Source organism: Pseudomonas laurylsulfatiphila, assembly GCF_002934665.1.
Taxonomy (GTDB): domain Bacteria; phylum Pseudomonadota; class Gammaproteobacteria; order Pseudomonadales; family Pseudomonadaceae; genus Aquipseudomonas; species Aquipseudomonas laurylsulfatiphila.
In genome coordinates, this window is record NZ_NIRS01000004.1 from 354,417 (window position 1) to 379,589 (window position 25,173).

A 25,173-nucleotide genomic window follows, 5' to 3' on the forward strand; every position below is an offset into this window, starting at 1 on the left:
CTCGGGTAATGTCATCAGACCCATAGGACAGAGCACGCCCATGACTTCCAAGCTGGAACAACTCAAACAAATGACAACCGTGGTTGCCGACACCGGCGACTTCGAAGCGATCGCTCGCGTTAAACCGGTAGACGCCACCACCAACCCTTCCCTGCTGCTCAAGGCCGCGGCCATTCCTGCGTATGCCGAGCTGCTGAACGCCAGCGTCAACGACTGCAAGGGCGATGTGGGGCTGGCCAGCGACCGTTTTGGCGTCGCTGTGGGTCAGGAAATCCTGAAAGTAATCCCGGGCCGCATTTCCACCGAAGTGGATGCGCGCCTGTCGTTCGATACCGATGCCATGTTGAAGCGCGCCCATCGCCTGATCGAGCTGTACGACAAGGCCGGCATTGGCCGCGAGCGCGTACTGATCAAGATCGCCTCCACCTGGGAAGGCATCCGCGCCGCCGAGATCCTGGAAAAGGAAGGCATCCAGACCAACCTGACCCTGCTGTTCTCCTTCGCCCAGGCAGCCGCCTGTGCCGATGCCGGGGTGTTCCTGATTTCGCCGTTCGTGGGCCGTATCTACGACTGGTACAAGAAAGCCAACGGCAACGATTACACCGGTGCGGATGATCCGGGCGTGCAGTCGGTGACGCGCATCTACAACTACTACAAGGCCAATGACTACAAGACTGTGGTCATGGGGGCGAGCTTCCGCAATCTGGGCCAGATCGAACAACTGGCCGGCTGCGACCGCCTGACCATCAGCCCGGACCTGATCGACAAGCTGGCAGCGGATACCGGCAAGCTGGAGCGCAAACTGGCGCCTGGTCATGCCGGCGAAGCGCGCCTGAGCCTCAACGAGTCGCAGTTCCGCTGGTTGTCCAACGAAGACGCGATGGCGACCGAGAAGCTGGCTGAAGGTATTCGTCAGTTCGCGCGGGATCAGGAGAAGCTTGAGGCGTTGTTGCAGGCCAAGCTGTGATCTGAGCGGGAGTCATGCAAAAAGGGCGAACCTTGGTGGGTTCGCCCTTTTTTGTGTGCGTTTGGTGGGACGCCATCGCTGGCAAGCCAGCTCCTACAGGGGATTTGTGTAATCAAGGGACCACTGTAGGAGCCGGCTTGCCGGCGAAGACGCCCGGACAGACGCCCGTTGAGTCATGAGATCAGTGCCGTTCGAGCGCATTCACCAGATCATGGAAGGCTTCACGATTGGTGTCGTTCAGGCCCATGAGGATCTTGTGCGCTTCGAGCACCTTGATCCGCACCACTTCTTCGGACTGATCCTGGTCTGGCAGGTCGTCCAGGCATTCCGGGCATGGCACCGGCTTGTCGACGATGTTGAAGACCTGCTCGAAGCCCATGGACTGCAACAGCCGCGTGATGTCTTCGTGGGTGGTGACGACGGTCGGCAGCAGGCCGACTTTCTGCCGCGACAGGATCGACAGCTTGGCCAGCAGGCCAAGTGTGGTGCTGTCGATGCTGCGGGTTTCGGTCAGATCGATCACGATCGCGTTGAAATTCAACGCGCTGAAGATCCGCTCAATAGTCGCATCCAACGCCGAACACAGGGTCAGGCGAACTTCACCGACGAACTTCAGGACGAAGGTGCCGTCCTGCTCGGCGAACTGGATTCTACCGGTACTCATCAAAGATTCCTGCTCAACACCAACAGGGCGATATCATCCGGCATCTCCCCTAGCGTGGCCAATCCAAAAACCTGCCGCAGCCCATCCAGGGTGCCGCCCGCCGCCTTGACCCTTTGGGGCAACGCCGCTTCTTTTTCTTTGAGTGTGGGTTCTGGCAAAAGGTCCAGAATGCCATCAGACATCAGCGTCAGGCTGAACGTCGGTGGCAATTCCAGCACGTGGTCTTCATAGGTGGCTTCGTTGAAGAGGCCCACCGGCAGGCCACGCCCTTCCAGATAACGAACACTGTCTGGCGTGTACAACACTGGCAACGGCAAATGACCGCCGATGCTATAGGTCAACAAACCGGTCTCCTCGTCGATGACTCCACCGACCATTGTGACGTGTTTACCCAGCTTACAACTGATCAGGCCCCGGTTGATATGACCAAGAACCTCTGAAGGCTTGAATTCCGGCAAGGTGCCGCTGCGCTTGGATTCGAACAGCAAGCGCGTGGTCATGAACTTCAACAGCACGGTGACGAAGGCTGAAGAGGCGCCATGCCCGGAAACGTCCGCCAGGTAAAACGCTACCCGACGCTCGTCGACGCGAAAGTAGTCGACGAAATCACCCGACAGGTACAACGACGGGATGATCTGGTGAGCAAATTTGAACTCGTCGATGCTCCACGGGCTGACCGGCAGCATGTTCATCTGCACCTGGCGACCGGCGTTCTGGTCTTCCTGGAGCAGGTTCAGGCTGGCTTCGAGCTCGCGGTTGGCCTTCTCCAGCTTCTCGCGGTAGCGCTGGTTTTCCAGCAGCAGGCGCGCGCGATCCAGGGCCCGGCGCACAGAGTGCTCGAGCACGGCCAGATCTTCGAGAGGCTTGATCAGGTAGTCCGCCGCGCCCAGGCGCAGGGCCTCGACCGCGTCGTTCATCACGCCGGCACCCGACACCACGATCACTGGCGTTTGCGGCGACAGCTCGGTGACCTGGCGGATGAGTTCGAGTCCGCCCATCTGCGGCATGCGCAGATCGCAGATGACCAAGTCGGGCTTGTCTTGCTCGAATACCTGAAGACCCTGCTGGCCATTGCTGGCCTGCAAGACGCTGAAACCACTGTCTTCCAAATAGGCGGCGAGGCTCGCGCGCACTACTTCGTCATCATCGATTATCAGCAGCGTGGCACTGGTTTTTGGCATGTGGGCAAACGGCGCCAGAATTAGGTTGGCGTAGCAGGCGGGGATTTTGACCCGGCACTCACTACTGGATTCGCTTTCTAGCCTCTCTGTCGCACCGCTTTCGGGCATTTGCCCTACACACGTGTACACCAGAGGTGCCCTTCTAAGGCGCAGACGGTACTCCCATCCGCGGGGCGTTTCAAGCTCACGCCGATGGTCGCTTGACGTCTTTGTTTGTCAAATCACCGAGAGTTATAAGAACAGTCAAATCCGTAACTCAATGGAAGGTTAGAACCCACGGGGCAATCCGGTCGGGACGCCAGTGAAAAGCGCGATTTCATTCGCATGCAGGTCTTCGCAAACAAAAAAGGCGACCTTGATGGCCGCCTTTTTTTCGGTTTACCGATCGAGATCAGAAATCGTCTTCGACCTGACCGTCTTTCACCTTGAATTCCCGGTTCTGCAGGTACGCATTACGGATGAAGGTGTACTTGTCGCCAGTGATCAGCTTCTCGCTCGACAGCAGGTTGGCACGCGTATCGATGATGTCCAGGGCGAAGAACGAGTTACGCACGGGAACGTCGTTCACGTAGCGATAGGCGCCCGTGTAGCTGTCGACGTACTTGGACGGTGCATCGCGCAAGGTGCTTGGGCCCAGCAGCGGCAGCATCACGTAAGGGCCGCTGCCGACACCCCAGTAACCCAGCGTCTGGCCGAAATCTTCGTCATTGCGCTGCAGGCCCATTTTGGTGCCGACATCAATCACGCCCAGCAAGCCGAAAGTGGTGTTGAAAATGATGCGTGCGGTATCAACGCCGGCGGCACGGGGTTTGGCCTGCAGGATATCGTTGGCGAGGTTGCGCACGTCGCCGATGTTCCGGAAAAAGTTGTGAACGCCGTCTTCGACAAACTGCGGAGTTATGTACTGGTAGCCCTGGGCCAAGGGCTTCAGCGCGTAGGTGTCGATTACGTCGTTGAACTTGTAGATCGGGCGGTTGACGCTTTCCCAAGGATCATCTTCCGAGGCTGCCTGGGCAACGAACGGAACCAGCATCACACTGGCGCATACACAAATCCTGGCTAGATGATTGCTCCAGCGCATAGAAAAAAACTCCTTGGTTTGTACCGGCTCGGGCGCCTGGCCCAGGCAATAAGTGAGCAAGTATAAGACGTAAACGCCGTTTAAGGCACTTTGGACTCATCCCGCGCCGGAGGAATCGCGCCAAATGTGAGCGATTAACATCCATGTCACTCAATTGTCACCGTCTCCCGCTAGCCTTCAGGCTATTTCAGGGACGTCCACATGCCGCTCGCCGAAGCCTTGCCCCAAACCGCACCCCGCCTGACCGCCGTCCTGTTCGGCCTCAGTGGCTGCCTGGTGGATTTCGGCGCACACACGCAGCGCCACGGCAGCCACTCGGCCGAGCACGCAGAATCCACACCCGGTGCACTGGACAGCCTGCTCAGTTTGCAGCGCCAGCAAATCCCCTGTGCCTGGCTCGATGAAATGTCCCCTGCCCTCAGCCAGTCCCTGGCCGCTGCGCTGCCGGAATGGATCAAACCATCGCAACATTCCGCAACAATTAGCCCATGGCCCGCCCCGGATGCCTGCTGGCAAGCCCTGATGACCCTGAACGTTGACCGACTCGACGGCTGTGTACTGGTGAGCGGTGAACCGCGCCTGTTGCAAGCGGGGCTTAATGCCGGGCTGTGGACCATCGGCCTGGCGTCCTGCGGTTCGCTGTGCGGGTTGGCGCCCCGCCAATGGCAAGCGTTGACCCAGCAGGAGCGCGACATCAAACGCGGCAAGGCCACGATGCAACTGTTCGGCCTGGGCGTGCATTCGGTGATCGATCACCTCGGTGAACTCGACACCTGCCTGGCAGACATCCAGTTGCGCCGGTTCAAAGGCGAAAAGCCCTGATCGAGATCATGCAGGTTAGGCAGGAGTGGATTAATCTAAAGGTCAGCCATAGACCTTTGGCGCGCCGCTGCGGTCTATGCCAGTGCCAATCGAGAGAAGGAAGAACGCCATGCCTGCCCGCGAACTGCAAGAACAGCTCAATGCCCTGCGCGAGCAATTGGAACAGAATCCTCCACTGTCCGAAGTTGAACGCGAAGATCTGCACGTGTTGATGCAACAGATCGAACTTGAGCTTGAGCTCGAAACCAAGACCAAAGATTCCAATATCGCCGACAACGTCAACCTCGCCGTCGAACGCTTCGAACTCGAACACCCTACCCTTGCCGGCGCCCTGCGCAACATCGGGCAGGCCTTGGCCAACATGGGAATCTGAACCCTTCTGATGCAAAAAACCCCGCTGGCGATGGCGGGGTTTTTTCGTTTCTGCGCCTGGCAATACAGCCCCTTGTGGGAGCGAGCCTGCTCGCGAATGCGGTGTGTCAGTCATCATTGATGTTGAATGTCATAACGCTTTCGCGAGCAGGCTCGATCCCACAGGGTTTCGTTACTGACGGACCAGGCGATGGTTCGGCAGTTGCACCGCTTCAGTGCTGCGATACGGGTTGATGTCCAGCCCGCCACGACGCACATAACGCGCATACACCGTCAGTTTCTCCGGTTTCAGCAACCGCTGCAGGTCAAGGAAGATCCGCTCCACGCACTGCTCATGGAAGTCCGAATGCTGACGGAAGCTGACGATGTACTCGAGCAGACTCGCATGATCCAGCGCCGCACCACGGTACTCCACCGCCACGCTGCCCCAGTCCGGCTGGCTGGTGACCGGGCAGTTGGACTTGAGCAAATGGCTGTGCACACTCTCCTCGACCATGCGCGAATCATCGCAACGCAGCAGTTCCGGCCGTGGATGCTCGTAGTTGCTGACGCTGATATCCAGTTCGTCGATGCACAAGCCCGGCAACGCCACGACGCCTTCGCGCTCGACATCCTTGAGACTGCGAATGCGCACGCCCACCGGCTTGCCGGCAGCCGCCGACAAGTCCTTGACCAGCGTCGCCTCGAGGCTCGCGGTGTCGGTAAACGGCGTCTGGTTCAGGGAGTTGAGGTAGAGCTTGAACGATTTCGACTCGATGATATTCGGCGAATCCGCCGGAATGCTGAATTCGCCGATCGCCACCACCGGCTTGCCCGACGGCAACAGCCAGGACAGTTCGAAGCAATTCCAGAAATCCACGCCTTTGTACGGCAGGGTTTCAGCCGTCAGGCCCAGTTCCGCCCACTTCGCAGTGCGCGGGATCGGGAACAGCAGGGACGGCGTGTAGGTGGCGATGTATTCGCTGGACTTGCCCAGCGGCGAGTGTTCGGCTGCGGGATGCATGGCGGAAACCTGACTGAAGAATCAGCGGATTCTATCAGCCTTTGCTCCCGCCTTTGAGTGCTTACTGACTGACAGTCAGTTTGCCGACCATACCGGCCTGATAATGACCGGGGATGTTGCAGGCAAACTCAAGGTTGGTGGCCTTGCTGAAGGTCCAGGTCAGCTCGGCGGTCTTGCCCGGCTCCACCAGCACGCTGTTGGGGTCGTCATGCTGCATGCCGTGATCCATTTTGCCGTGATCCATGCCGGCCATGTTGCCGTGGTCCATGGCCTTCATGCCGGTTGGCGTCAGCATGCCGCTCTGTTGCATCTGCAACATTTCCTGCTGGTGCCTGGCGTGCATCGCCGCGTCTCCCAGGTTGAACTCATGCAGCAACTGGCCCTTATTGACCAGCACGAAGCGCACGGTTTCCCCGGCCTTGATGTCGATGGCCTTCGGCGTGAAGGACATGTCCCCCATGACCACTTCGACACTGCGGGTCGCCTTGGCCGCCGGGGCCGGTTGGCCGAAATCGTAGGCATGCCCGCCGTCCGCCCACACCGGTGAGCTCAGCGCCAGCAAACTCAGGATTTGCGCCAGGGATTTGCGTAAAAACATCGTCGTACTCCAACAAGATAAGGCTCAGCATGAGGAAAACTCTAAACTGCTGCCACTGCCCGTAACCTGACAGCCAGATTACAACTTTGTCAGCTTGACCTGTATGAACGCTGCCCACGGTATAAAGCGTTCGTTCCATTTGCCATGAGTCGCCCATGAAACTGCTGATTGTCGAAGACCAACCGAAAACCGGCCACTACCTGCGTCAGGGTCTGGCCGAGGCCGGGTTCAACACGGAACTGGTGGCCGACGGCAGCACCGGCCAGCAACTGGCCCTCAGCGGCGAGTATGCCCTGCTGATTCTCGATGTGATGCTGCCCGGCCGCGATGGCTGGCAGATTCTGCAAGCCGTGCGCAGCGCCGGCCTGGACACGCCGGTACTTTTTCTGACAGCGCGCGACGCCGTGGAGGACAGGGTTCACGGCCTGGAACTGGGTGCCGACGACTATCTGGTCAAGCCGTTTGCTTTCTCCGAACTGCTGGCCCGGGTTCGCAGCCTGTTGCGTCGCGGTAGCGCCACGCCTCAGGAAACCAGCCTGCAACTGGCCGATTTGCGCCTGGACCTGATCCGTCGCCGGGTCGAACGCAGCGGCCAGCGAATCGACCTGACCGCCAAGGAGTTCGCCCTGCTGGAAATGCTCCTGCGCCGTCAGGGTGAAGTCCTGCCCAAGTCGCTGATTGCGTCCCAGGTCTGGGACATGAATTTCGACAGCGACACCAATGTCATCGAGGTGGCCATCCGCCGACTGCGCCTGAAGATCGACGATGAATTCCCCAACAAGCTGATCCACACCGTGCGCGGCATGGGCTACGTGCTTGAAGAGCGCCCTGCCTGATGCGCCGTCTCTCCTTGAGCAGCCGCCTGGCGCTGTTGTTTGCCGCCTGCACCGCCGTGGTGTCGTTGTTCGCCGGGGTGCTGTTCAGTCGCGCCAGTGAGGCGCACTTTGTTGAGCTCGACCAGCAATTGCTGGACGCCAAGCTGTCGGGCTTGCGTCGGGCCCTGCACGACTTTCAATCGAGTGACAGCAAAGTGAAGCTGACAGAGGAACTGAGCCGGCAGGCTGATCTGTCATTGCGCATTACCGGCAGCGACGGTCAGCGCTGGTATGACAGCTCGGCAAACATTCCGCAGCTATTGCCGCGCCCGCCCGGATTGTCGACGGTGAGCCATGAAGGCATGGATTACCGCGTGCTGAATGCACCGCTTTTTGCGGACAAACCCGACTCACCGCAACTGACCCTGCTGCTGGACATCACCCACCACCAGCACTTTCTGCAACGCATGCAGCATCTGATCTGGCTAACCGTCGGCCTGTCAGCCCTGGCCACCGCACTGCTGGGCGCCTGGGCGGCGCGCAGCGGCTTGCGCCCGTTGCGGCGCATCAGCGCGGTCGCCAGCGGTGTTTCCGCGCAATCGCTGAACATGCGATTGCCCGAAGAAAACATGCCACCGGAACTGGCGGACATGGCCCACAACTTCAACGCCATGCTCGGACGCCTCGACGACTCTTTTCAGCGCCTGTCCGCGTTCTCTGCCGACATTGCCCATGAATTGCGTACCCCATTGTCGAACCTGCTGACCCACACCCAGGTCACCCTCACCCGCCCCCGCCCCATCGAGGACTACCGCGAAGCCCTGCACAGTAACCTCGAGGAGTTGCAATGGATGGCGCAACTGGTCAACGACATGCTGTATCTGGCCAAGGCTGACCATGGGCTGTTGATGCCCAAGCGCGAGCCCTTGGAGCTGGGACAGGAAGCGGATCTGCTGCTGGAGTTTTTTGCGCCGCTGGCAGAGGACGCCCAGGTGAAATTGAGCCGGGACGGTAACGCGTGCATGGAAGGTGATCGCAGCATGTTGCGTCGGGCACTCTCCAATTTGCTGGACAATGCGTTGCGGTTTACACCGGTTGATGGCGAGGTTCGGGTGCGGATTGTCGAGCAGCCCAAGGGGTTGAGCCTGACGGTCGAGAACAGCGGCGAAGGCATTGACGGGTCGTTGCTGCCGCGTTTGTTTGATCGCTTCTACCGGGCCGATCCGGCGCGGCAGGAAGGCAGCAGTGAGCATGCCGGGTTGGGCCTGGCGATTACCCAGTCGATCATCCGCGCCCACGGTGGGCAGATTCGTTGCGAATCGAATGATGGATGGACCAGGTTTGTAATCGAATTACCAAGAAAAAACACCCTGTAGGAGCTGCCGAAGGCTGCGATCTTTTGATTTTGTTTTTAAAAAGCAAGATCAAAAGATCGCAGCCTTCGGCAGCTCCTACAGGGTGTGGATTACGAATAGCGCAACGCGTGAGCCGGTTCGATCTTCGCCGCACGCCACGCCGGGTAAACGGTGGCGAGGAAGCTCAATACAAACCCGGCAGAGCAGATCAGCACCACATCCCCGCCTTGCAGCTCGGACGGCAGGTTGCTGACGAAATACACGTCGGAACTGAAGATGTGCTGCCCGCTGACCCGCTCGATCCAGCCCACGATCTGGCTGACGTTCAACGCCGCAATCACGCCCAACACACCGCCAATCAAGGTGCCGACAATACCGATCACAGTGCCCTGCACCATGAAGATCGCCATGATCTGCCGTGGCGTGGCACCGATGGTGCGCAGGATCGCGATGTCCGCGCCCTTGTCGTTCACCACCATGATCAGGGTCGCGATAATGTTGAACGCCGCCACCGCGACGATCATCAGCAACAGCAGGCCGATCATGGTTTTTTCCATCTTCATCGCACTGAACAGGCTGCCCTGGGTGTGGGTCCAGTCGTCGGCCTTGTAGGCGGCGCCCAGCCCCGTGGCGATGTCACTCGACACTTGCGGCGCGGCATACAGGTCCTTCACCGCCAGGCGCACGCTCTGCACCTGGTTCGGTTCCCAGTGCTGCATCTGCGCGGCATCGGCCATGTGAATCAACGCCATGGTGCCATCCAGCTCGGCACCGACCTTGAACACGCCGACCACGTTCAGCCGTTGCATGCGCGGGGTAATACCCCCCGGCGCATTGCTGACTTCCGGCACGATCAGGGTGATCTTGTCGCCGACGTTCAGGCGGAAGCGCCGCGCCGTGATCTCGCCGATCACCACGCCGAATTCGCCCGGTTTCAGGGCCTCGAGACTGCCCTGGACGATGTGCTTGGCGACGATCGACACCTGGCCTTCCAGCGCCGGGTCGACACCGCTGACCTGGATGGGCTGCATCGTGCCCTTATAGGACAGCATGCCTTCCATCTCGGTGAACGGCACCGCCGCCGTCACTTCCGGGTTTTTCATTGCCGCTGCTGCCACGGGCTTCCAGTCGTCAATCGGGTTGACGCCGACGATGGTGGCATGCGGCACCATGCCGAGGATGCGCGAGCTCATTTCGCGCTGGAAGCCGTTCATCACCGACAACACCACGATCATGGCGAGCACGCCCAGGGCGAGGCCGATCATCGAGGTCATCGAGATGAAGGAAACAAAGCGATTACGACGCTTGGCGCGGGTATAGCGCGTGCCGATAAAGATCGATAACGGTCTGAACATTCGCTGGGGCACCGTATAAAAATAAAAGACCCGACGCCTTTCCAGGCATCGGGTTGCAGCCACTCAGATGGGCGTGAGGCAACCTTCCTGCAGGTGCAGGACGCGATCCATCTGGCGGGCCAGGTTCATGTCGTGGGTCACCACCAGGAACGCCGTGCGCATCGAGGTGCTGAGTTCCAGCATCAAGTCCTGAATGCCCTGGGCGGTGTGGGCGTCGAGGTTGCCGGTCGGCTCGTCGAGCATCACCAGGCCCGGTGTGTTGACCAGGGCGCGGGCGATGGCCACGCGCTGGCGCTCACCACCGGACAATTCGGCCGGTTTGTGTTCCAGCCGGTGGCCCAGCCCTACCCGCTCCAGCAGCGCCGTGGCACGCTGGCGCGCTTGCGGGATCGCGGTCTTGCCGATCAGCAGCGGCATGCAGACGTTTTCCAGCGCGGTGAATTCCGGCAGCAAGTGGTGGAACTGGTACACGAAGCCCAAGGCACGGTTACGCAGCAGGCCGCGTTTCTTCTCGCTCAGCGCCGACAGTTCTTCGCCATCGAGCCAGACGCTGCCCTTGGTCGGCGTGTCGAGGCCGCCCAACAGGTTGAGCAAGGTACTTTTGCCCGAGCCCGACTTGCCGACAATCGCCACACGCTCGCCCGGATGCATTTCCAGTTGCAGCCCGGCCAGGACCTCTACCGACTCCGGACCTTCCTCGTAGGATTTGCCCAGGTTGCGGCAGCTCAAGATTGCTTTATCACTCATGCCCGACTCACTCATAACGTAGCGCCTCCGCAGGCTGGGTGCGCGCGGCACGCCAGGCTGGATACAGGGTGGCGAGGAAACTCAGGATCAACGCGGCGGCGCAGACCATGACAACGTCCTGGCTCTGCACTTGCGACGGCAGGTAATCGATGAAGTACACGTCGGCGTTGAGGAATTTGTGGCCGATCAGGCCTTCGAGGGCCGAGATCGCGGCACTGACGTTCAATGCGGCGAAGATCCCGACCACGGCGCCAATGGCCGTGCCGACCACACCAATGACCGTACCCTGCACCATGAAGGTGCGCATGATCGTGCCCGGCGTGGCGCCCAGTGTGCGCAGGATCGCGATGTCACCCTTCTTGTCGTTCACCACCATCACCAGTGTGGAAATGATGTTGAATGCCGCGACGGCAACGATCAGCAGCAGCAACAGGCCGATCATGGCTTTTTCCATGCGGATCGCCTGGTACAGGTTGCCATGGGTGCGGGTCCAGTCGCGGGCGTAGAAACGGTCTTCGCCGAGATCGCGGGCGATGCTCCACGCGGTGCGCGGCGCCTGGAACAGGTCGTCAAACTTCAGGCGCAGGCCCTGGACCTGATCCGGTTTCCAGCGATGCAGCCGGGCCAGGTCCTGCAGGTTGGTGACGCCCAGGTAGCCATCGAGCTCACCGGCGCCGACATGGAAAATGCCGACCACGGTAAAGCGCTTCATGCGCGGGAACATCCCGGCCGGGGTCACGGTGACCTCCGGCGCGACGAAGGTCAGCTTGTCGCCGATCGCCGCACCGAGCTTGGCCGCGGCCTTGTCGCCGATGACGATGCCGAACTCGCCCGGCACCAGGTCGTCGAGTTTGCCCTGGGTCATGAAGTGATCAATGATCGACACCTGGCGCTCTTGCGCCGGGTCGATGGCATTGAGCAGGACCTTCGAGACCTTGCCGTTATTGGTCAGCAACCCCTGCATTTGCGTAAACGGCGCCACGGCCGTCACTTGCGGGTTCTGCCTGACCTTGGCCGCCAGGCTTTGCCAATCGCTGATCGGCTCGCCGGACTCGATGGTCGCGTGGGGCACCATGCCCAGCACGCGGGTGCGCATCTCATGATCGAAGCCGTTCATCACCGACAGCACCACGATCATCACGACCACGCCAAGGGCGAGCCCGATCATCGAAGTCAGGGAAATGAATGACACAAAATGATTGCGACGCTTTGCACGGGTGTAACGCGTGCCAATAAATACGAAGAGAGGTCTGAACATGTCGGGGCTTGTTCGGAGGGAAAAGGAACGTCCTTGTGGCGGGGGTCGATAACCAGCTTTACACTCAGACCACCGCCGCTACCATGGGTTCGCCATGTCGACATTAGATGAAGAAGATCGCCGCGAATACTACCGTATCGAGGATACGATCGCACTGGAAATTCGGCCCCTGTCCGCTTCTGAAGCCGCAGGCCAGGAAGTGTTGCAGGATGCTTCACCACTCTTCAACTTGCTCAGCGAACTGCACCTCAGTGAATTCGAGTCGCAGCACCTGTTGCGCCAGATCAATGAGCGCGACCGCAACATTGCGGCATTCTTGAAATCACAGAACAAACGCATCGACCTGCTGAGCCAGGTGATTGCCATCACCGTGCTCGGGCAGATCGGCGAACCCCAGCCGGTGATCATCTCCGAAGGCGGTATCGACTTTCAGCATCCATCGCCCATCGCCGCCGGCGCACACCTGTCGGTCAAGCTGGTGCTGATGCCACAAGCCCTGGGCCTGCTGCTGCGCGCCCGCGTTACCCATTGCGACCGCAAGGGCGATGGCTATGATGTCGGCACCGAGTTCGAACACCTGACCGACGCCCAGCGCCAACTGTTGGCCCGCCACATCTTGCAGAAGCAGGCCCAGGAACGACGCCTGGCCCGCGAACAACTCGAATCAGGCAATTAATTTAAGGAAGAACCGTGACCCTCATCTACGGCCATCGCGGCGCCAAGGGCGAAGCACCGGAAAACACCCTGACCAGCTTTCAGGAATGTCTCAAGCACGGCGTGCGTCGCTGCGAACTGGACCTGCACCTGTCCAGGGACGGCGAGTTGATGGTCATCCACGACCCGACCCTCAAGCGCACCACAGACCGTCGCGGCAAGGTCGTCGAACACACGGCGGCCGAGTTGGTGACCTATGACGCGCGAAAGGGTGGTCCGGGCTGGATCAAGCCGTGCCCGATTCCGACGCTGGAAGAACTGTTCGAGAAGTGCGACTTCGATCACTGGCAGCTGGAAGTCAAAAGCGCATCACGGATGCGTGCCGCGACCACCGTGCTGGCCATTCGCGAAATGGTCCAGCGTCATGGCCTGATGGACAAGGTGACCATCACCTCGAGTTCCCGTGAAGTGCTCAAGGCTGCGTTGGAACTGGTACCGGACGTGTCCCGCGGACTGGTGGCCGAGTACGCCTGGCTCGACCCGCTGAAGGTCGCGGCCAGTTATGGCTGTGAGATTCTGGCGCTGAACTGGACCCTGTGTACGCCGGAACGCCTGCAAAAGGCGCAGCGTCAGGGGTTGCATGTGTCGGTGTGGACCGTCAACGAGCCTGCGCTGATGCGCAGACTCGCCGACTTCGGCGTTGACAGCCTGATTACAGACTTTCCCGGTTTGGCCAGCGCCACGCTCGAGAATTGCTGAAATCGGTCTCCCCGGCCGGCTCAGGCCACCGGCCGGAGCCGCTCAAAAAAGCCGGTTGAGGCCGTCGTACGCCGCGACCCGATAGGCTTCGGCCATGGTCGGGTAGTTGAACGTGGTGTTGACGAAATACTTCAGCGTGTTCTGCTCGCCCGGCTGGTTCATGATCGCCTGACCGATGTGCACGATCTCCGACGCCTGATAACCGAAGCAGTGAACGCCCAGCACTTCCAGGGTTTCACGGTGGAACAGGATCTTCAGCATGCCTTGCGGCTCGCCGGCAATCTGCGCCCGCGCCATGCTCTTGAAGAACGCCTTGCCGACTTCGTACGGCACCTTGGCCTGGGTCAGCTCCTGCTCGTTCTTGCCGATCGAGCTGATCTCCGGAATGGTGTAGATGCCGGTCGGCACGTCATTCACGAAACGCCAGCTGCCGTTGTCGACAATACTGCCAGCGGCCGAGCGGCCCTGGTCGTGGGCGGCACTGGCCAGGCTCGGCCAGCCGATCACGTCACCGGCGCCGTAGATGTTCGGCACACAGGTACGATACGCCTCGTCGACTTCGATCTGGCCACGGCTGTTGACCTTCACGCCAATGTTTTCCAGGCCCAACTGATCGGTGTTCCCGGTACGGCCGTTGCACCAGAGCAAGGCGTCGGCCTTGATCTTCTTACCGGACTTGAGGTGCAGGATCACGCCGTTGTCCACGCCTTCGACGCGGTCATACTCTTCGTTGTGGCGAACCGTGATGTTGTTGTTGCTGAAGTGATAGCTCAGGGCCTGGGAGATTTCCGAGTCCAGGAAGCTCAGCAACTGGCCACGGTTGTCCACCAGCTCGACCAGCACACCCAGGCCGCTGAAGATCGAGGCGTATTCGCAACCGATCACGCCTGCGCCGTAAACGATGAGTTTGCGCGGGGTGTGGCCGAGGCTGAGGATGGTGTCGCTATCGTAGATACGCGGGTGGTGGAAATCGATGTCCGCCGGGCGATACGGACGCGAACCGGTGGCGATGATGATGTGCTTGGCCACCAGTTTCTCGACCACGCCGTTGGCGCAGACCACTTCGATGGTTTGCTCGTCGGCGAAGCTGCCGGTGCCGAAGAACACGTCGACGCGGTTGCGGGCGTAGTAGCCGGTACGCGAAGCGACTTGCTTGGAGATGACTTTCTCGGCGCTTTTCAGCACGTCCGGGAACGAGAACCAGCGCGGCTCACCAATGGCCCGGAACATCGGGTTGGTGTTGAACTGCATGATCTGCCGCACCGAGTGACGCAGTGCCTTGGAGGGGATGGTGCCCAAGTGAGTGCAGTTGCCGCCGACCTGGCGACGGCTATCGACCATCGCCACCTTGCGCCCTGCCTTGGCGGCGTTCATTGCCGCGCCTTCCCCCGCCGGGCCGGAACCCAACACCACCACATCGTAGTTGTAGACAGCCATGCGTACTCCTCAGAACAGGCCGCGGCACCCTCGGCACCTGCGGCTAAATCACGCCAATCTGTGGCATGAAGGAACAATTTGGGGCCAGTGCAGAACCCGGACACAGTCTATAGAAGCGTCAACGCCGGGCACATTAACCCTTGGTCGCGTCGTAGGCTACTTTTGCCTGCGCTACAACGCCAGTTTTCAATGCTCAAATCGCCGAAATCATTCGGTTTTTTGGCCACTGAGGCGCTCAAAAGCGTGACTGCTGCGTGTGACGAAACCTGTATCGGCACGAATCACAAAAAATGCGCCAATATCGTGTTTTTCCGCGAAGTCCCAACCGCGCTCCGGGCCGAGAATCAGCAACAGCGTCGATAAGCCATCGGCCATCAGCGCTGAAGGATGAATCACCGTGACGGACGCCAGGGCATGTGAGACGGGTGCACCGGTGCGGGCATCGAAGGTGTGGGAAAAACGCTGTCCGCCCTGCTCGAAATAATTCCGGTAGTCGCCGGAAGTTGAAAGACCATAACCGTCGATAGCAATGACACGTTCGGCCACCTGCCGGTCATCCCGCGGCTCTTCCAGCGCAATGCGCCATGGCGAACCGTCGGGCTTCTTGCCGGCCGCCTTGAGCTCGCCCGTGGCTTCGGCGAGGTAGTCGTGGATGCCCATCGCCTCGAGCCTTGCGGCAATCGTGTCCACCGCATAACCGGCGGCGATGCTGTTGAAATCGACCTCGACGGCGGCGTCCTTACACAACGTGTCGCCATCGATCCGCAAGTGCTGGTGGCCGACGCGCTGGCGGGCTTCAGCGAGCGCTTCGGCGGTCGGGACCTTCTCCTCTCGGGCCTGCGGACCAAATCCCCAGAGGTTCAGCAATGGCTCCACCGTCAGATCGTAGGAACCGTCGCTTTGCACGGACAGTTGCTCGCCCACGCGGACCAACTCGAGGATCGACGCCGGCATTGCCTGACAGCGGTTGGCCGGTAATGCATTGAAGCGCTCGATGTCCGAGTCGCTTCGGTAAGTCGACATTTGCAGGTCCACGTCAGCGAGGATTTGCTCGACCTGGACACGGACTTCGCCAGGCGCCGGAAGGCTGGCATGGCGTACGTACTTGATCGAATAAGTGCTGCCCATGGTCGGGCCGCCGAAGCTTTCCAGGGAGTCGCTGTTGCCGCAGGCAGACAACATACCCATCAGCGCCAGAAAAAAAACCTTCCATCCGCTCAAAAACAATCTCACCTTTTCTGATGTCCTGATAAAAGATCGCAGCCTTCGGCAGCTCCTACAAAGGTACATTCGTATTCAATCCTGTAGGAGCTGCCGAAGGCTGCGATCTTTTGATGTTGATTCACACAAACAAAAACGCCCCGAACAAAGTCGGGGCGTTTTCATGTGCGGCTAAGGCTTAGCGCGGGAATGCTGGCGGGTTTACACCGGCCATGTCTTCCATCACGCGAACCACCTGGCAGCTGTAACCGAACTCGTTGTCGTACCAGACGTACAGAACAACGCGATTATCCTGGGTGATGGTCGCTTCAGCGTCCACTACGCCTGCGTGGCGCGAGCCAACGAAGTCGGTGGAAACCACTTCCTGGGAGCTCACGTAGTCGATCTGCTTGTGCAGATCCGAGTGCATGGCCATCTGGCGCAGGTACTCGTTGATCTCTTCGCGAGTGGTGGCCTTTTCCAGGTTCAGGTTCAGGATGGCCATCGACACGTTCGGCGTAGGAACGCGAATCGCGTTGCCGGTCAGCTTGCCCTTGAGCACTGGCAGCGCCTTGGCGGCTGCGGTGGCGGCACCGGTCTCGGTGATAACCATGTTCAGCGGCGCGGCGCGGCCACGACGGCTGCCCTTGTGGAAGTTGTCGATCAGGTTCTGGTCGTTGGTGAACGAGTGAACGGTTTCGACGTGGCCGTTGACGATGCCGTACTTGTCGTTGACTGCCTTGAGCACCGGCACGATGGCGTTGGTGGTGCAGGACGCCGCCGAGATGATCTTGTCGTCAGGGGTGATGTCGCCGTGGTTGATGCCGTGCACGATGTTCTTCAGCGCGCCCTTGCCAGGTGCGGTGAGGATCACGCGGGCAGCGCCCGGGCAGGCCAGGTGCTGGCCCAGGCCGTCGGCGTCACGCCATACACCGGTGTTGTCGACGATCAGAGCGTTTTCGATGCCGTACTGGGTGTAGTCGACTTCGGCCGGGCTCTTGGCGTAGATAACCTGGATCAGGTTGCCGTTGGCGGTGATGGTGTTGTTGGCTTCATCGATGGTGATGGTGCCATCGAACGGACCATGCACCGAGTCACGACGCAGCAGGCTGGCGCGCTTGACCAAGTCGTTTTCGGCGCCCTTGCGGACAACGATGGCACGCAGGCGCAGGCCGTCGCCGCCACCGGTTTTCTCGATCAGGATGCGCGCCAGCAGACGGCCGATACGACCGAAGCCGTAGAGGACAACGTCGGTGCCTTTGCGGGCCGATGCGTTTTGCTGGCCAACCACGTCGGCCAGTTCTTCACGGACGAACTGCTCGGCAGTACGGCCATTGCCTTCGGCCTTGAATTTGGCCGCCAGCTTGCCCAGGTCCACCGAAGCGGCGCCGAGCTTGAGTTCGCTCATCGCCTTGATCAGCGGGAATGTTTCGTGGACGGACAGCTCGCACTCGTCGGACTGACGGTGACGAGCAAAGCGGTGAGCTTTGAGAATCGCAATGACTGAACGATTGATCAGGCTGCGGCCATAGATCGAGCTCACCACGTTGTTATTGCGGTAGAGCTGACCGATAAGCGGAATCATCGCTTCTGCGAGTGCTTCACGGTCGATCCATTCACCAAGACACTGGTCGGGCTTCTGAGTCACGGGAACCTTCCACATGTAGGGGCAGAAAAAAGGGGCTACATTATGCCGCCGAGTGACAGCGGTAGCAATGCGCGCCCGTCGTGCATTACGTAACAATTCGTCGTTCAAAAAAATTGCGCCTCGCGCAAACCCAATAAAACCGGGCCTTTCAGCGCAGTCAATTTTTTGGAGGTCACGCCTCGTTATCCGTAACCCTCCGTAACACTCGTTGCTTTTGCCACTACATATTCAATAATTTTTGGCAAAAAACCGTCGAATTTTGTCTTTACCACTACATTTCACCAAACCCGTGCTTTAGACGCAGTCAGCAACTGACAGGCGGCATCGTAGACCGCTACAATTACCGACTTTGTCGCAACGCTTGGAGCTCAACCTTCCGTGCCCGTTCTGCGTCTACCGCTTCTCCCTGCCGCGGCAGGTAAACAGCACTGGGGCAACCTGCCCGGTGCCGCCCTGAGCCTGGCCATCGCCGAGGCCGCCAGCGCTGCCAAGCGCTTTACCCTGCTGCTGACCGCCGACAGCCAAAGTGCCGAACGGCTGGAACAGGAGCTGGGTTTCTTCGCCCCGGATTTGCCCGTACTGCACTTTCCCGACTGGGAAACCCTGCCCTACGACCTGTTCTCGCCGCACCAGGACATCATTTCCCAGCGCATCGCCAGCCTGTACCGGTTGCCGGAGCTGAGCCATGGCGTACTGGTGGTGCCGATCACGACCGCCCTGCATCGCCTGGCACCGACCAAATTCCTGCTCGGCAGTAGCCTGGTGCTGGACATCGGCCAGAAACTCGACGTCGAGCAAATGCGCACCCGGCTTGAAGCCACGGGTTATCGCTACGTCGATACGGTGTATGAACACGGCGAGTTCACCGTTCGCGGCTCGCTGATCGATCTGTTCCCGATGGGCAGCAAGTTGCCGTATCGCATCGACCTGTTCGACGACGAAATCGAAACCCTGCGCACCTTCGACCCGGAGAACCAGCGCTCCATCGACAAAGTCGACTCGGTCAAGCTGTTGCCGGCCAAGGAGTTCCCGCTACAGAAAGAAGCGGTCACCCGTTTCAAGGCGCGCTTCCGTGAGCGTTTTGACGTCGACTTCCGTCGTTGCCCGATTTTCCAGGATTTGAGCAGCGGGATTACCCCGGCCGGCATCGAGTACTACCTGCCGCTGTTCTTCGAAGAAACCTCGACGCTGTTCGATTACCTGCCCCAGGACACGCAAGTGTTTTCCCTGCCGGGCATCGAGCAAGCCGCGGAAAACTTCTGGAACGACGTGCGCAATCGCTATGAAGAACGCCGCGTCGACCCGTCCCGTCCTTTATTGCCGCCCGCCGAACTGTTCCTGCCGGTGGAAGACTGCTTCGCACGCCTGAAGAACTGGCCGCGCGTGGTGGCCAGTCAACAGGATGTGGAAAGCGGTGGCGGTCGCGAGCGCTTCCCGGCTCGCGAGTTGCCGAACCTGGCCATCGAAGCCAAGGCCACCCAGCCGCTGGCGGCGCTGGCCGGTTTCCTCGACGAGTTTCCCGGTCGCGTGCTGTTTACCGCCGAATCCGCAGGCCGTCGCGAAGTGCTGCTGGAGCTGCTGGAACGCCTGAAGCTGCGACCGAAAACCGTCGATAGCTGGCCGGACTTTGTCGCCGGCAAGGACCGCCTGGCGATCACCATTGCGCCGCTGGATGAAGGCCTGGTGCTGGACGATCCAGCCCTGGCCCTGGTTGCCGAAAGCCCGTTGTTCGGCCAGCGCGTGATGCAGCGCCGTCGCCGGGAAAAGCGCGCCGATGCCAACAACGATGCCGTCATCAAGAACCTCACCGAGCTGCGCGAAGGTGCGCCGGTGGTGCACATCGACCACGGTGTCGGTCGTTACCTGGGCCTGGCAACCCTGGAAATCGACAACCAGACCGCTGAATTCCTTGCCCTGGAATATGCCGAAGGCGCCAAGCTTTATGTGCCGGTGGCCAACCTGCACCTGATCGCCCGCTACACCGGCAGCGATGACGCCCTGGCCCCGCTGCACCGCCTCGGTTCCGAGACCTGGCAGAAAGCCAAGCGCAAAGCCGCCGAACAGGTGCGCGACGTGGCCGCCGAGTTGCTCGACATCTATGCACGCCGCGCCGCCCGTGAAGGCTACGCTTTCGCCGATCCGAAAGCCGACTACGCCACCTTCAGCGCCGGCTTCCCGTTCGAAGAAACCCCGGACCAGCAAACCACCATCGAGGCGGTGCGCGCAGACATGCTCGCGCCCAAGCCAATGGATCGCCTTGTGTGCGGCGACGTTGGCTTCGGCAAGACCGAAGTGGCGATGCGCGCAGCGTTCATCGCGGTGCACGGAGGTCGCCAGGTGGCGATCCTGGTGCCGACCACCCTGCTCGCCCAGCAGCACTACAACAGCTTCCGCGACCGCTTCGCCGACTGGCCGGTGACCGTGGAAGTGATGAGCCGCTTCAAGTCGGCCAAGGAAGTGAATGCCGCCGTCGCCGATCTGGCCGAAGGCAAGATCGACATCGTCATCGGTACTCACAAACTGCTTCAGGACGACGTGAAGATCAAAAACCTCGGCCTTGTGATCATCGACGAGGAACACCGTTTCGGCGTGCGCCAGAAAGAACAGCTCAAGGCCCTGCGCAGCGAAGTCGACATCCTGACCCTGACCGCCACGCCGATTCCGCGCACGCTGAACATGGCGGTGTCGGGCATGCGCGACCTGTCGATCATCGCCACCCCGCCGGCCCGCCGCCTGTCGGTGCGCACCTTCGTCATGGAGCAGAACAAGAGCACGGTCAAAGAGGCCTTGCTGCGTGAGTTGCTGCGTGGCGGCCAGGTCTATTACCTGCACAACGATGTGAAGACCATCGAGAAATGCGCCGCCGACCTCGCCGAGCTGGTACCGGAAGCACGGATCGGCATCGGTCACGGGCAGATGCGCGAACGCGAACTCGAACAGGTGATGAGCGACTTCTACCACAAGCGCTTCAACGTGCTGATCGCCTCGACCATCATCGAGACCGGCATCGACGTACCGAGCGCCAACACCATCATCATCGAGCGTGCCGACAAGTTCGGCCTGGCCCAGTTGCACCAGCTGCGCGGCCGGGTCGGACGCAGTCACCACCAGGCCTACGCCTACCTGCTGACGCCACCGCGCCAGCAAATCACACCGGACGCGGAAAAGCGCCTGGAAGCGATCGCCAACACCCAGGACCTCGGCGCGGGCTTCGTGCTCGCCACCAACGACCTGGAAATCCGCGGTGCCGGCGAACTGCTCGGTGACGGGCAGAGCGGGCAGATCCAGGCGGTCGGCTTTACGCTGTACATGGAAATGCTCGAACGCGCGGTGAAGTCGATCCGCAAGGGCGAGCAGCCGAACCTCGATCAACCGCTCGGCGGTGGCCCTGAAGTCAACTTGCGGGTACCGGCGCTGATTCCGGAAGACTACCTGCCGGATGTCCACGCCCGCCTGATTCTCTACAAGCGCATTGCCTCGGCCACCGATGAGGACGGTCTCAAGGACTTGCAGGTAGAGATGATCGATCGTTTCGGCCTGTTGCCGGAACCGACCAAGAACCTGATCCGCATCACTGCATTGAAGCTGCAGGCCGAGCAACTGGGCATCAAGAAAGTCGATGGTGGTCCGCAAGGCGGTCGCGTCGAGTTCGCTGCGCAGACGCCGGTCGACCCGCTGACCCTGATCAAGCTGATCCAGAGCCAGCCAAAACGCTACAAATTCGAAGGGGCCACGATGTTCAAGTTCATGGTTCCGATGGAGCGCCCGGAAGAGCGCTTTAATACTGTAGAGGCGCTGTTCGAGCGCCTCGTTCCGAAAACTGCTTGAAGGACGCCGCATGCGCCTGTTCCGCTCACTGACCCTGCTGACCCTTTTGATGCCAGCGCTGGTCGCCCCCACGGCATTTGCCGATGACCTGTATCAGGTCGAAATGATTCTGGTCCGGCAAAATGCCGTGCCGGCGATTGTCAGCCGCGCCGCGCCGGAAGACTGGGCCGCTGGCGCCCAACCCGTCAGCCCCGACAGCCTGCGTACGCCAAGCCTGAATGGCGAGGTGGAAAAACTCACCAGCAGCGCCGACTACACGGTATTGCTGCACAAGGCCTGGCAACAGACGCTCGGCGAAAACGCCAGCAAAGTGGCGATCAGTGATGGCAAGGAACAATATGGTCAGTTCCCGATCGAGGGCACGCTGAGCATGAAACTGGGACGCTTTACCGACGTCGACGCCGACTTCTGGGTCAATCAGATCGATGCCAATGGCATGGTGACTGCCAGCGAGCGCTTGAAACAGGAAAGCCACACCAAGAACGGCCAGTTGAACTTCCTCGACAACGGTCACCTCGGCCTGCTGATCAAGATCACTTCGCTGACCGCCCCCGCACCCCGAGCAGCTCCCGAAGAAATTCCGGACTGATTCCCCATGTCCGCGACCCTGAGCAAACCCCTGGCACCATCCTGGGTCAGCCGATTCAAGGAACAGAGCCTGGAGCGCGGTCGCCGTTACGCGCTGGAGAATCGTGTCAGGATCGTCGAGGCCGGCGACGCAACCATCGTCGCCGCGTGCGAAGGCTCGGGCGGTAACGTTTACCGTCAGACCATTCGCCTGCGCGAGTCAGCCAAAGGCACGCTGCTGATGGTCGACGCCACCTGCTCCTGCCCGGTCCATAGCAACTGCAAACATTGCGCAGCGGTGCTCCTGCAAGTGCAGGAAACCCTCGACTACCCCGCTGCCGCCAAAGACGCCGAACTCCTGGAAAAACTCCAGGCCGTCCTGGAAAACCGCAGCCCGAAAGCCCCGCCGCAAGTGCTGGTGGACAATGTGCAACCGGTACCGCGCCTGTGGCTGGCCAGCATCGAGTTCAGCGCCTTCGAACCGCGCAACGGCCGAATGCAGCGTTACATCCAGCATCGTGCGGCGCTGTCCTTCAGCTATCTGGACGAGTACGTTTCCGGACAGAAAAACACCGACATCCTGATTCGCCAGGAAACCCAGACGCTGCGGATAAAACGCCACCCGGAAGTGGAACAGTCCTACCGGGAACAGCTGCGAATCCTCGGCTTCAAAGTCGCTACCCGGCAAAGCAAGGCCTTGCCGGAAAGTGCCGGTGAGCTGTTCGAAATGGTCAATGACAGCGCCTGGCTGACCTTTACCCTCAATGAACTGCCGAAGTTGCGCACCCAAGGCTGGGAATTGCAGATCGACGAGGACTTCGGTTTCGACCTGACAGCGGTAGACGACTGGTACGCCACGGTCGAACAGGCACCGGAGCGCGACTGGTTCGACCTAGAACTGGGGATCATCGTCAACGGCGAGCGCCTGAGCCTTCTGCCGATCCTGCTCAACCTGATGCGCTCGCACACCGAAATCCTCAACCCGGAACGCCTTGCCCGACGCCGCGACGACGAGTTGATCCTGGTCAACATCCCCCATCGCCCGAACTCCGAGTACGGCCCGCTGCAAGTCGCCCTGCCCTTCGGCCGCCTGAAGCCGGTACTGGCCACCCTCGGCGAGTTCTACCTGCAGGAACCCGGCGACACCACACTGCGCCTGAGCAAGGCCGATGCCACGCGCCTGAACCCGCTGGAGGACATGCCACTGCTCTGGGAGGGTGGCGAACAGATCCGCACCTTTGCCCAGCGCCTGCGGGACATCAAGGACCATACGGCCGCCGCCCCGGAAGGCTTGAATGCGACGCTGCGTCCGTATCAGCTTGAGGGCTTGAGCTGGATGCAATCACTGCGACAGCTGGAAGTGGGTGGCATTCTCGCGGACGACATGGGCCTGGGCAAAACCCTGCAGACTCTGGCGCACGTGCTGAGCGAGAAAAACGCCGGCCGTCTCGATCGGCCGTGCATGGTCGTGATGCCGACCAGCCTGATCCCCAACTGGCTCGACGAAGCCGCGCACTTTACGCCGCAGCTCAAGGTACTGGCGCTGTACGGCGCCAGCCGCAAAAAACACTTCGACAAGCTGGCTGACTACGACCTGATCCTGACCACCTATGCGCTGCTGCCCAAGGATGTCGAGCGCCTGGCGGCGCAGCCCTTGCACATACTGGTGCTGGATGAGGCGCAGTACATCAAGAATCCGACCAGCAAGGCCGCCCAGGCTGCCCGCGAACTCAATGCCCGGCAGCGCCTTTGCCTGAGCGGCACACCGCTGGAAAACCATCTCGGTGAACTCTGGTCACTGTTTCACTTCCTCTTGCCCGGCTGGCTCGGTGACGTCAAAAGCTTCAACCGCGATTACCGCGTACCGATTGAAAAACGCACCAGCGAGGTCAGGCTTCAGCACCTCAACGGCCGGATCAAACCCTTCCTGCTGCGCCGCACCAAGGAGCAGGTGGCCACCGAGTTGCCACCAAAAACCGAGATCATCCACTGGGTCGAACTCAACGAGGCCCAGCGTGACGTTTACGAAACCATGCGCCTGGCCATGGACAAGAAAGTCCGTGACGAGATCACCCGCAAAGGCGTAGCCCGCAGCCAGATCATCATTCTCGAAGCGCTGCTGAAACTGCGTCAGGTGTGCTGCGATTTGCGCCTGGTCAACGAGGCGACCCTGCCAAGCCGCGGCAGCACCTCGGGCAAACTCGACAGCCTGATGGAAATGCTCGAGGAGTTGTTCGAGGAAGGTCGGCGGATCCTGCTGTTCTCGCAGTTCACTTCAATGTTGTCGCTGATTGAGGATGAGCTGAACAAGCGTGGAATCGCCTACGCCCTGCTGACCGGCCAGACCCGCGACCGCCGCACACCGGTGAAGGAATTCCAGAGCGGCAAGCGTCAGATATTTCTGATCAGCCTGAAGGCCGGCGGCGTTGGCCTGAACCTGACTGAAGCGGACACGGTGATTCACTACGACCCGTGGTGGAACCCGGCGACGGAAAACCAGGCGACCGACCGGGCGTATCGCATTGGTCAGGAAAAGCCCGTGTTTGTTTACAAACTGATTGCGCGCGGCACGGTGGAAGAAAAGATCCAGCACCTGCAGAAGGAAAAGTCCGACCTCGCCGCCGGCGTGCTGGATGGGCGCAAGGCCGGGGACTGGAAACTGCAGAACGACGATATCGAGGCGCTGTTTGCGCCGTTGCCGGAAAATCCCGGAAAACGTTGAGATTTGCGGTGCTTTTTAGTCCTCCATCGCGAGCAAGCTCGCTCCCACAGTGGCCGCGTCGAACACAAACTCTACGAACGCCACTAAACCTGTGGGAGCGAGCTTGCTCGCGATGAAGTCAACTCGATATCAAGCGGAGC

21 protein-coding genes are annotated in these 25,173 nt (G+C 60.5%); 10 read left to right on the forward strand and 11 right to left on the reverse strand.

The window, feature by feature from the left end; genetic code table 11:
- The first annotated feature begins 40 nt into the window (after positions 1-40).
- Positions 41-967, forward strand: coding sequence for a transaldolase (gene tal, locus CD175_RS16390; protein ID WP_104449707.1), 927 nt, complete (start codon positions 41-43; stop codon positions 965-967).
- Positions 968-1,148: 181 nt separating this feature from the next.
- On the opposite strand, the gene rssC is transcribed toward tal, so the two are convergent.
- The 3 genes from rssC to CD175_RS16405 all read right to left on the reverse strand — a co-directional run bounded on the left by rssC (position 1,149) and on the right by CD175_RS16405 (position 3,893).
- Positions 1,149-1,631 (reverse strand): anti-sigma factor antagonist RssC, encoded by a 483-nt coding sequence (rssC, locus tag CD175_RS16395; protein WP_007978612.1) that lies wholly within the window; start codon positions 1,629-1,631, stop codon positions 1,149-1,151.
- Entirely contained in the window at positions 1,631-2,812 is a 1,182-nt protein-coding gene (gene rssB, locus CD175_RS16400; protein WP_104449708.1) for a two-component system response regulator RssB, read from the reverse strand. Before rssB ends, rssC begins: the two co-directional genes overlap by 1 nt.
- Positions 2,813-3,203: 391 nt before the next feature.
- Complete coding sequence (locus CD175_RS16405) at positions 3,204-3,893, reverse strand: MlaA family lipoprotein (RefSeq protein ID WP_104449709.1); 690 nt, start codon at positions 3,891-3,893, stop codon at positions 3,204-3,206.
- 201 nt (positions 3,894-4,094) lie between these two features.
- Here CD175_RS16405 and CD175_RS16410 point away from each other — a divergent pair, with 201 nt between their 5' ends.
- Entirely contained in the window at positions 4,095-4,715 is a 621-nt protein-coding gene (locus CD175_RS16410) for an HAD superfamily inactivated hydrolase PcrP (RefSeq protein ID WP_104449710.1), read from the forward strand.
- 109 nt (positions 4,716-4,824) lie between these two features.
- Positions 4,825-5,088: a DUF4404 family protein gene (locus CD175_RS16415; protein WP_104449711.1), complete on the forward strand. Its 264-nt coding sequence runs from the start codon at positions 4,825-4,827 to the stop codon at positions 5,086-5,088.
- A gap of 171 nt (positions 5,089-5,259) precedes the next feature.
- Here CD175_RS16415 and queF read toward each other — a convergent pair whose 3' ends face one another.
- Together queF and copI are read right to left on the reverse strand one after the other, a co-directional pair.
- On the reverse strand, positions 5,260-6,090 hold the full coding sequence (queF, locus tag CD175_RS16420) for an NADPH-dependent 7-cyano-7-deazaguanine reductase QueF (RefSeq protein ID WP_104449712.1): 831 nt from the start codon (positions 6,088-6,090) through the stop codon (positions 5,260-5,262).
- 61 nt (positions 6,091-6,151) lie between these two features.
- On the reverse strand, positions 6,152-6,688 hold the full coding sequence (gene copI, locus CD175_RS16425) for a copper-resistant cuproprotein CopI (RefSeq protein WP_104449713.1): 537 nt from the start codon (positions 6,686-6,688) through the stop codon (positions 6,152-6,154).
- Positions 6,689-6,843: 155 nt separating this feature from the next.
- On the opposite strand from copI, the gene CD175_RS16430 reads away from it, so the two are divergent.
- Both CD175_RS16430 and CD175_RS16435 read left to right on the forward strand, forming a co-directional pair.
- Positions 6,844-7,524, forward strand: coding sequence for a heavy metal response regulator transcription factor (locus CD175_RS16430; RefSeq protein WP_085716743.1), 681 nt, complete (start codon positions 6,844-6,846; stop codon positions 7,522-7,524).
- A complete protein-coding gene (locus CD175_RS16435; protein ID WP_104449714.1) occupies positions 7,524-8,879 on the forward strand; it encodes a heavy metal sensor histidine kinase in 1,356 nt (451 codons plus the stop codon). The genes CD175_RS16430 and CD175_RS16435 overlap by 1 nt, the downstream gene beginning before the upstream one ends.
- Positions 8,880-8,968: 89 nt before the next feature.
- On the opposite strand, the gene CD175_RS16445 is transcribed toward CD175_RS16435, so the two are convergent.
- The 3 genes from CD175_RS16445 to CD175_RS16455 form a co-directional block, all read right to left on the reverse strand.
- On the reverse strand, positions 8,969-10,213 hold the full coding sequence (locus CD175_RS16445; RefSeq protein ID WP_104449715.1) for a lipoprotein-releasing ABC transporter permease subunit: 1,245 nt from the start codon (positions 10,211-10,213) through the stop codon (positions 8,969-8,971).
- Positions 10,214-10,276: 63 nt separating this feature from the next.
- Positions 10,277-10,960, reverse strand: a complete 684-nt coding sequence (gene lolD / locus CD175_RS16450) for a lipoprotein-releasing ABC transporter ATP-binding protein LolD (RefSeq protein ID WP_167399534.1) — start codon at positions 10,958-10,960, stop codon at positions 10,277-10,279.
- Between the two features lie 7 nt (positions 10,961-10,967).
- Entirely contained in the window at positions 10,968-12,218 is a 1,251-nt protein-coding gene (locus tag CD175_RS16455) for a lipoprotein-releasing ABC transporter permease subunit (RefSeq protein WP_104449716.1), read from the reverse strand.
- A 94-nt stretch (positions 12,219-12,312) separates the two neighbouring features.
- On the opposite strand from CD175_RS16455, the gene CD175_RS16460 reads away from it, so the two are divergent.
- Together CD175_RS16460 and CD175_RS16465 are read left to right on the forward strand one after the other, a co-directional pair.
- Positions 12,313-12,894 carry a PilZ domain-containing protein gene (locus CD175_RS16460; protein WP_095965249.1) on the forward strand — a complete coding sequence of 194 codons (582 nt, stop codon included), beginning with the start codon at positions 12,313-12,315 and terminating at the stop codon, positions 12,892-12,894.
- A 14-nt stretch (positions 12,895-12,908) separates the two neighbouring features.
- Entirely contained in the window at positions 12,909-13,631 is a 723-nt protein-coding gene (locus CD175_RS16465; protein WP_015095944.1) for a glycerophosphodiester phosphodiesterase, read from the forward strand.
- A gap of 42 nt (positions 13,632-13,673) precedes the next feature.
- On the opposite strand, the gene sthA is transcribed toward CD175_RS16465, so the two are convergent.
- The 3 genes from sthA to CD175_RS16480 all read right to left on the reverse strand — a co-directional run bounded on the left by sthA (position 13,674) and on the right by CD175_RS16480 (position 17,931).
- Entirely contained in the window at positions 13,674-15,068 is a 1,395-nt protein-coding gene (gene sthA / locus CD175_RS16470) for a Si-specific NAD(P)(+) transhydrogenase (RefSeq protein WP_007972111.1), read from the reverse strand.
- A gap of 207 nt (positions 15,069-15,275) precedes the next feature.
- Positions 15,276-16,250, reverse strand: a complete 975-nt coding sequence (locus CD175_RS16475; RefSeq protein WP_420849117.1) for an FAD:protein FMN transferase — start codon at positions 16,248-16,250, stop codon at positions 15,276-15,278.
- A 217-nt stretch (positions 16,251-16,467) separates the two neighbouring features.
- Positions 16,468-17,931 carry a glyceraldehyde-3-phosphate dehydrogenase gene (locus CD175_RS16480; RefSeq protein WP_104449718.1) on the reverse strand — a complete coding sequence of 488 codons (1,464 nt, stop codon included), beginning with the start codon at positions 17,929-17,931 and terminating at the stop codon, positions 16,468-16,470.
- A 363-nt stretch (positions 17,932-18,294) separates the two neighbouring features.
- Between CD175_RS16480 and mfd the strand changes: the two genes are divergently transcribed.
- From mfd to CD175_RS16495, 3 genes are read left to right on the forward strand one after another with little or no spacing between them, the layout of a single operon-like run.
- On the forward strand, positions 18,295-21,744 hold the full coding sequence (gene mfd, locus CD175_RS16485; protein ID WP_104449719.1) for a transcription-repair coupling factor: 3,450 nt from the start codon (positions 18,295-18,297) through the stop codon (positions 21,742-21,744).
- 10 nt (positions 21,745-21,754) lie between these two features.
- Positions 21,755-22,333 (forward strand): CsiV family protein, encoded by a 579-nt coding sequence (locus CD175_RS16490; RefSeq protein WP_007974034.1) that lies wholly within the window; start codon positions 21,755-21,757, stop codon positions 22,331-22,333.
- Between the two features lie 6 nt (positions 22,334-22,339).
- Positions 22,340-25,033: a DEAD/DEAH box helicase gene (locus CD175_RS16495; protein ID WP_104449720.1), complete on the forward strand. Its 2,694-nt coding sequence runs from the start codon at positions 22,340-22,342 to the stop codon at positions 25,031-25,033.
- The last annotated feature ends 140 nt before the right edge of the window (positions 25,034-25,173 follow it).

Bases quoted from the DNA above. Each gene is read 5' to 3' on its own strand.
- rssB (WP_104449708.1), bottom strand. From the start codon at position 2,812: ATGCCAAAAACCAGTGCCACGCTGCTGATAATCGATGATGACGAAGTA.
- sthA (WP_007972111.1), bottom strand. From the start codon at position 15,068: ATGGCTGTCTACAACTACGATGTGGTGGTGTTGGGTTCCGGCCCGGCG.
- CD175_RS16495 (WP_104449720.1), top strand. From the start codon at position 22,340: ATGTCCGCGACCCTGAGCAAACCCCTGGCACCATCCTGGGTCAGCCGA.
- tal (WP_104449707.1), top strand. From the start codon at position 41: ATGACTTCCAAGCTGGAACAACTCAAACAAATGACAACCGTGGTTGCC.
- CD175_RS16475 (WP_420849117.1), bottom strand. From the start codon at position 16,250: ATGTTGTCTGCCTGCGGCAACAGCGACTCCCTGGAAAGCTTCGGCGGC.
- CD175_RS16410 (WP_104449710.1), top strand. From the start codon at position 4,095: ATGCCGCTCGCCGAAGCCTTGCCCCAAACCGCACCCCGCCTGACCGCC.
- copI (WP_104449713.1), bottom strand. From the start codon at position 6,688: ATGTTTTTACGCAAATCCCTGGCGCAAATCCTGAGTTTGCTGGCGCTG.
- lolD (WP_167399534.1), bottom strand. From the start codon at position 10,960: ATGAGTGATAAAGCAATCTTGAGCTGCCGCAACCTGGGCAAATCCTAC.
- CD175_RS16455 (WP_104449716.1), bottom strand. From the start codon at position 12,218: ATGTTCAGACCTCTCTTCGTATTTATTGGCACGCGTTACACCCGTGCA.
- CD175_RS16490 (WP_007974034.1), top strand. From the start codon at position 21,755: ATGCGCCTGTTCCGCTCACTGACCCTGCTGACCCTTTTGATGCCAGCG.
- CD175_RS16405 (WP_104449709.1), bottom strand. From the start codon at position 3,893: ATGCGCTGGAGCAATCATCTAGCCAGGATTTGTGTATGCGCCAGTGTG.
- CD175_RS16445 (WP_104449715.1), bottom strand. From the start codon at position 10,213: ATGTTCAGACCGTTATCGATCTTTATCGGCACGCGCTATACCCGCGCC.
- CD175_RS16480 (WP_104449718.1), bottom strand. From the start codon at position 17,931: ATGTGGAAGGTTCCCGTGACTCAGAAGCCCGACCAGTGTCTTGGTGAA.
- CD175_RS16435 (WP_104449714.1), top strand. From the start codon at position 7,524: ATGCGCCGTCTCTCCTTGAGCAGCCGCCTGGCGCTGTTGTTTGCCGCC.
- queF (WP_104449712.1), bottom strand. From the start codon at position 6,090: ATGCATCCCGCAGCCGAACACTCGCCGCTGGGCAAGTCCAGCGAATAC.
- CD175_RS16415 (WP_104449711.1), top strand. From the start codon at position 4,825: ATGCCTGCCCGCGAACTGCAAGAACAGCTCAATGCCCTGCGCGAGCAA.
- CD175_RS16430 (WP_085716743.1), top strand. From the start codon at position 6,844: ATGAAACTGCTGATTGTCGAAGACCAACCGAAAACCGGCCACTACCTG.
- rssC (WP_007978612.1), bottom strand. From the start codon at position 1,631: ATGAGTACCGGTAGAATCCAGTTCGCCGAGCAGGACGGCACCTTCGTC.
- CD175_RS16460 (WP_095965249.1), top strand. From the start codon at position 12,313: ATGTCGACATTAGATGAAGAAGATCGCCGCGAATACTACCGTATCGAG.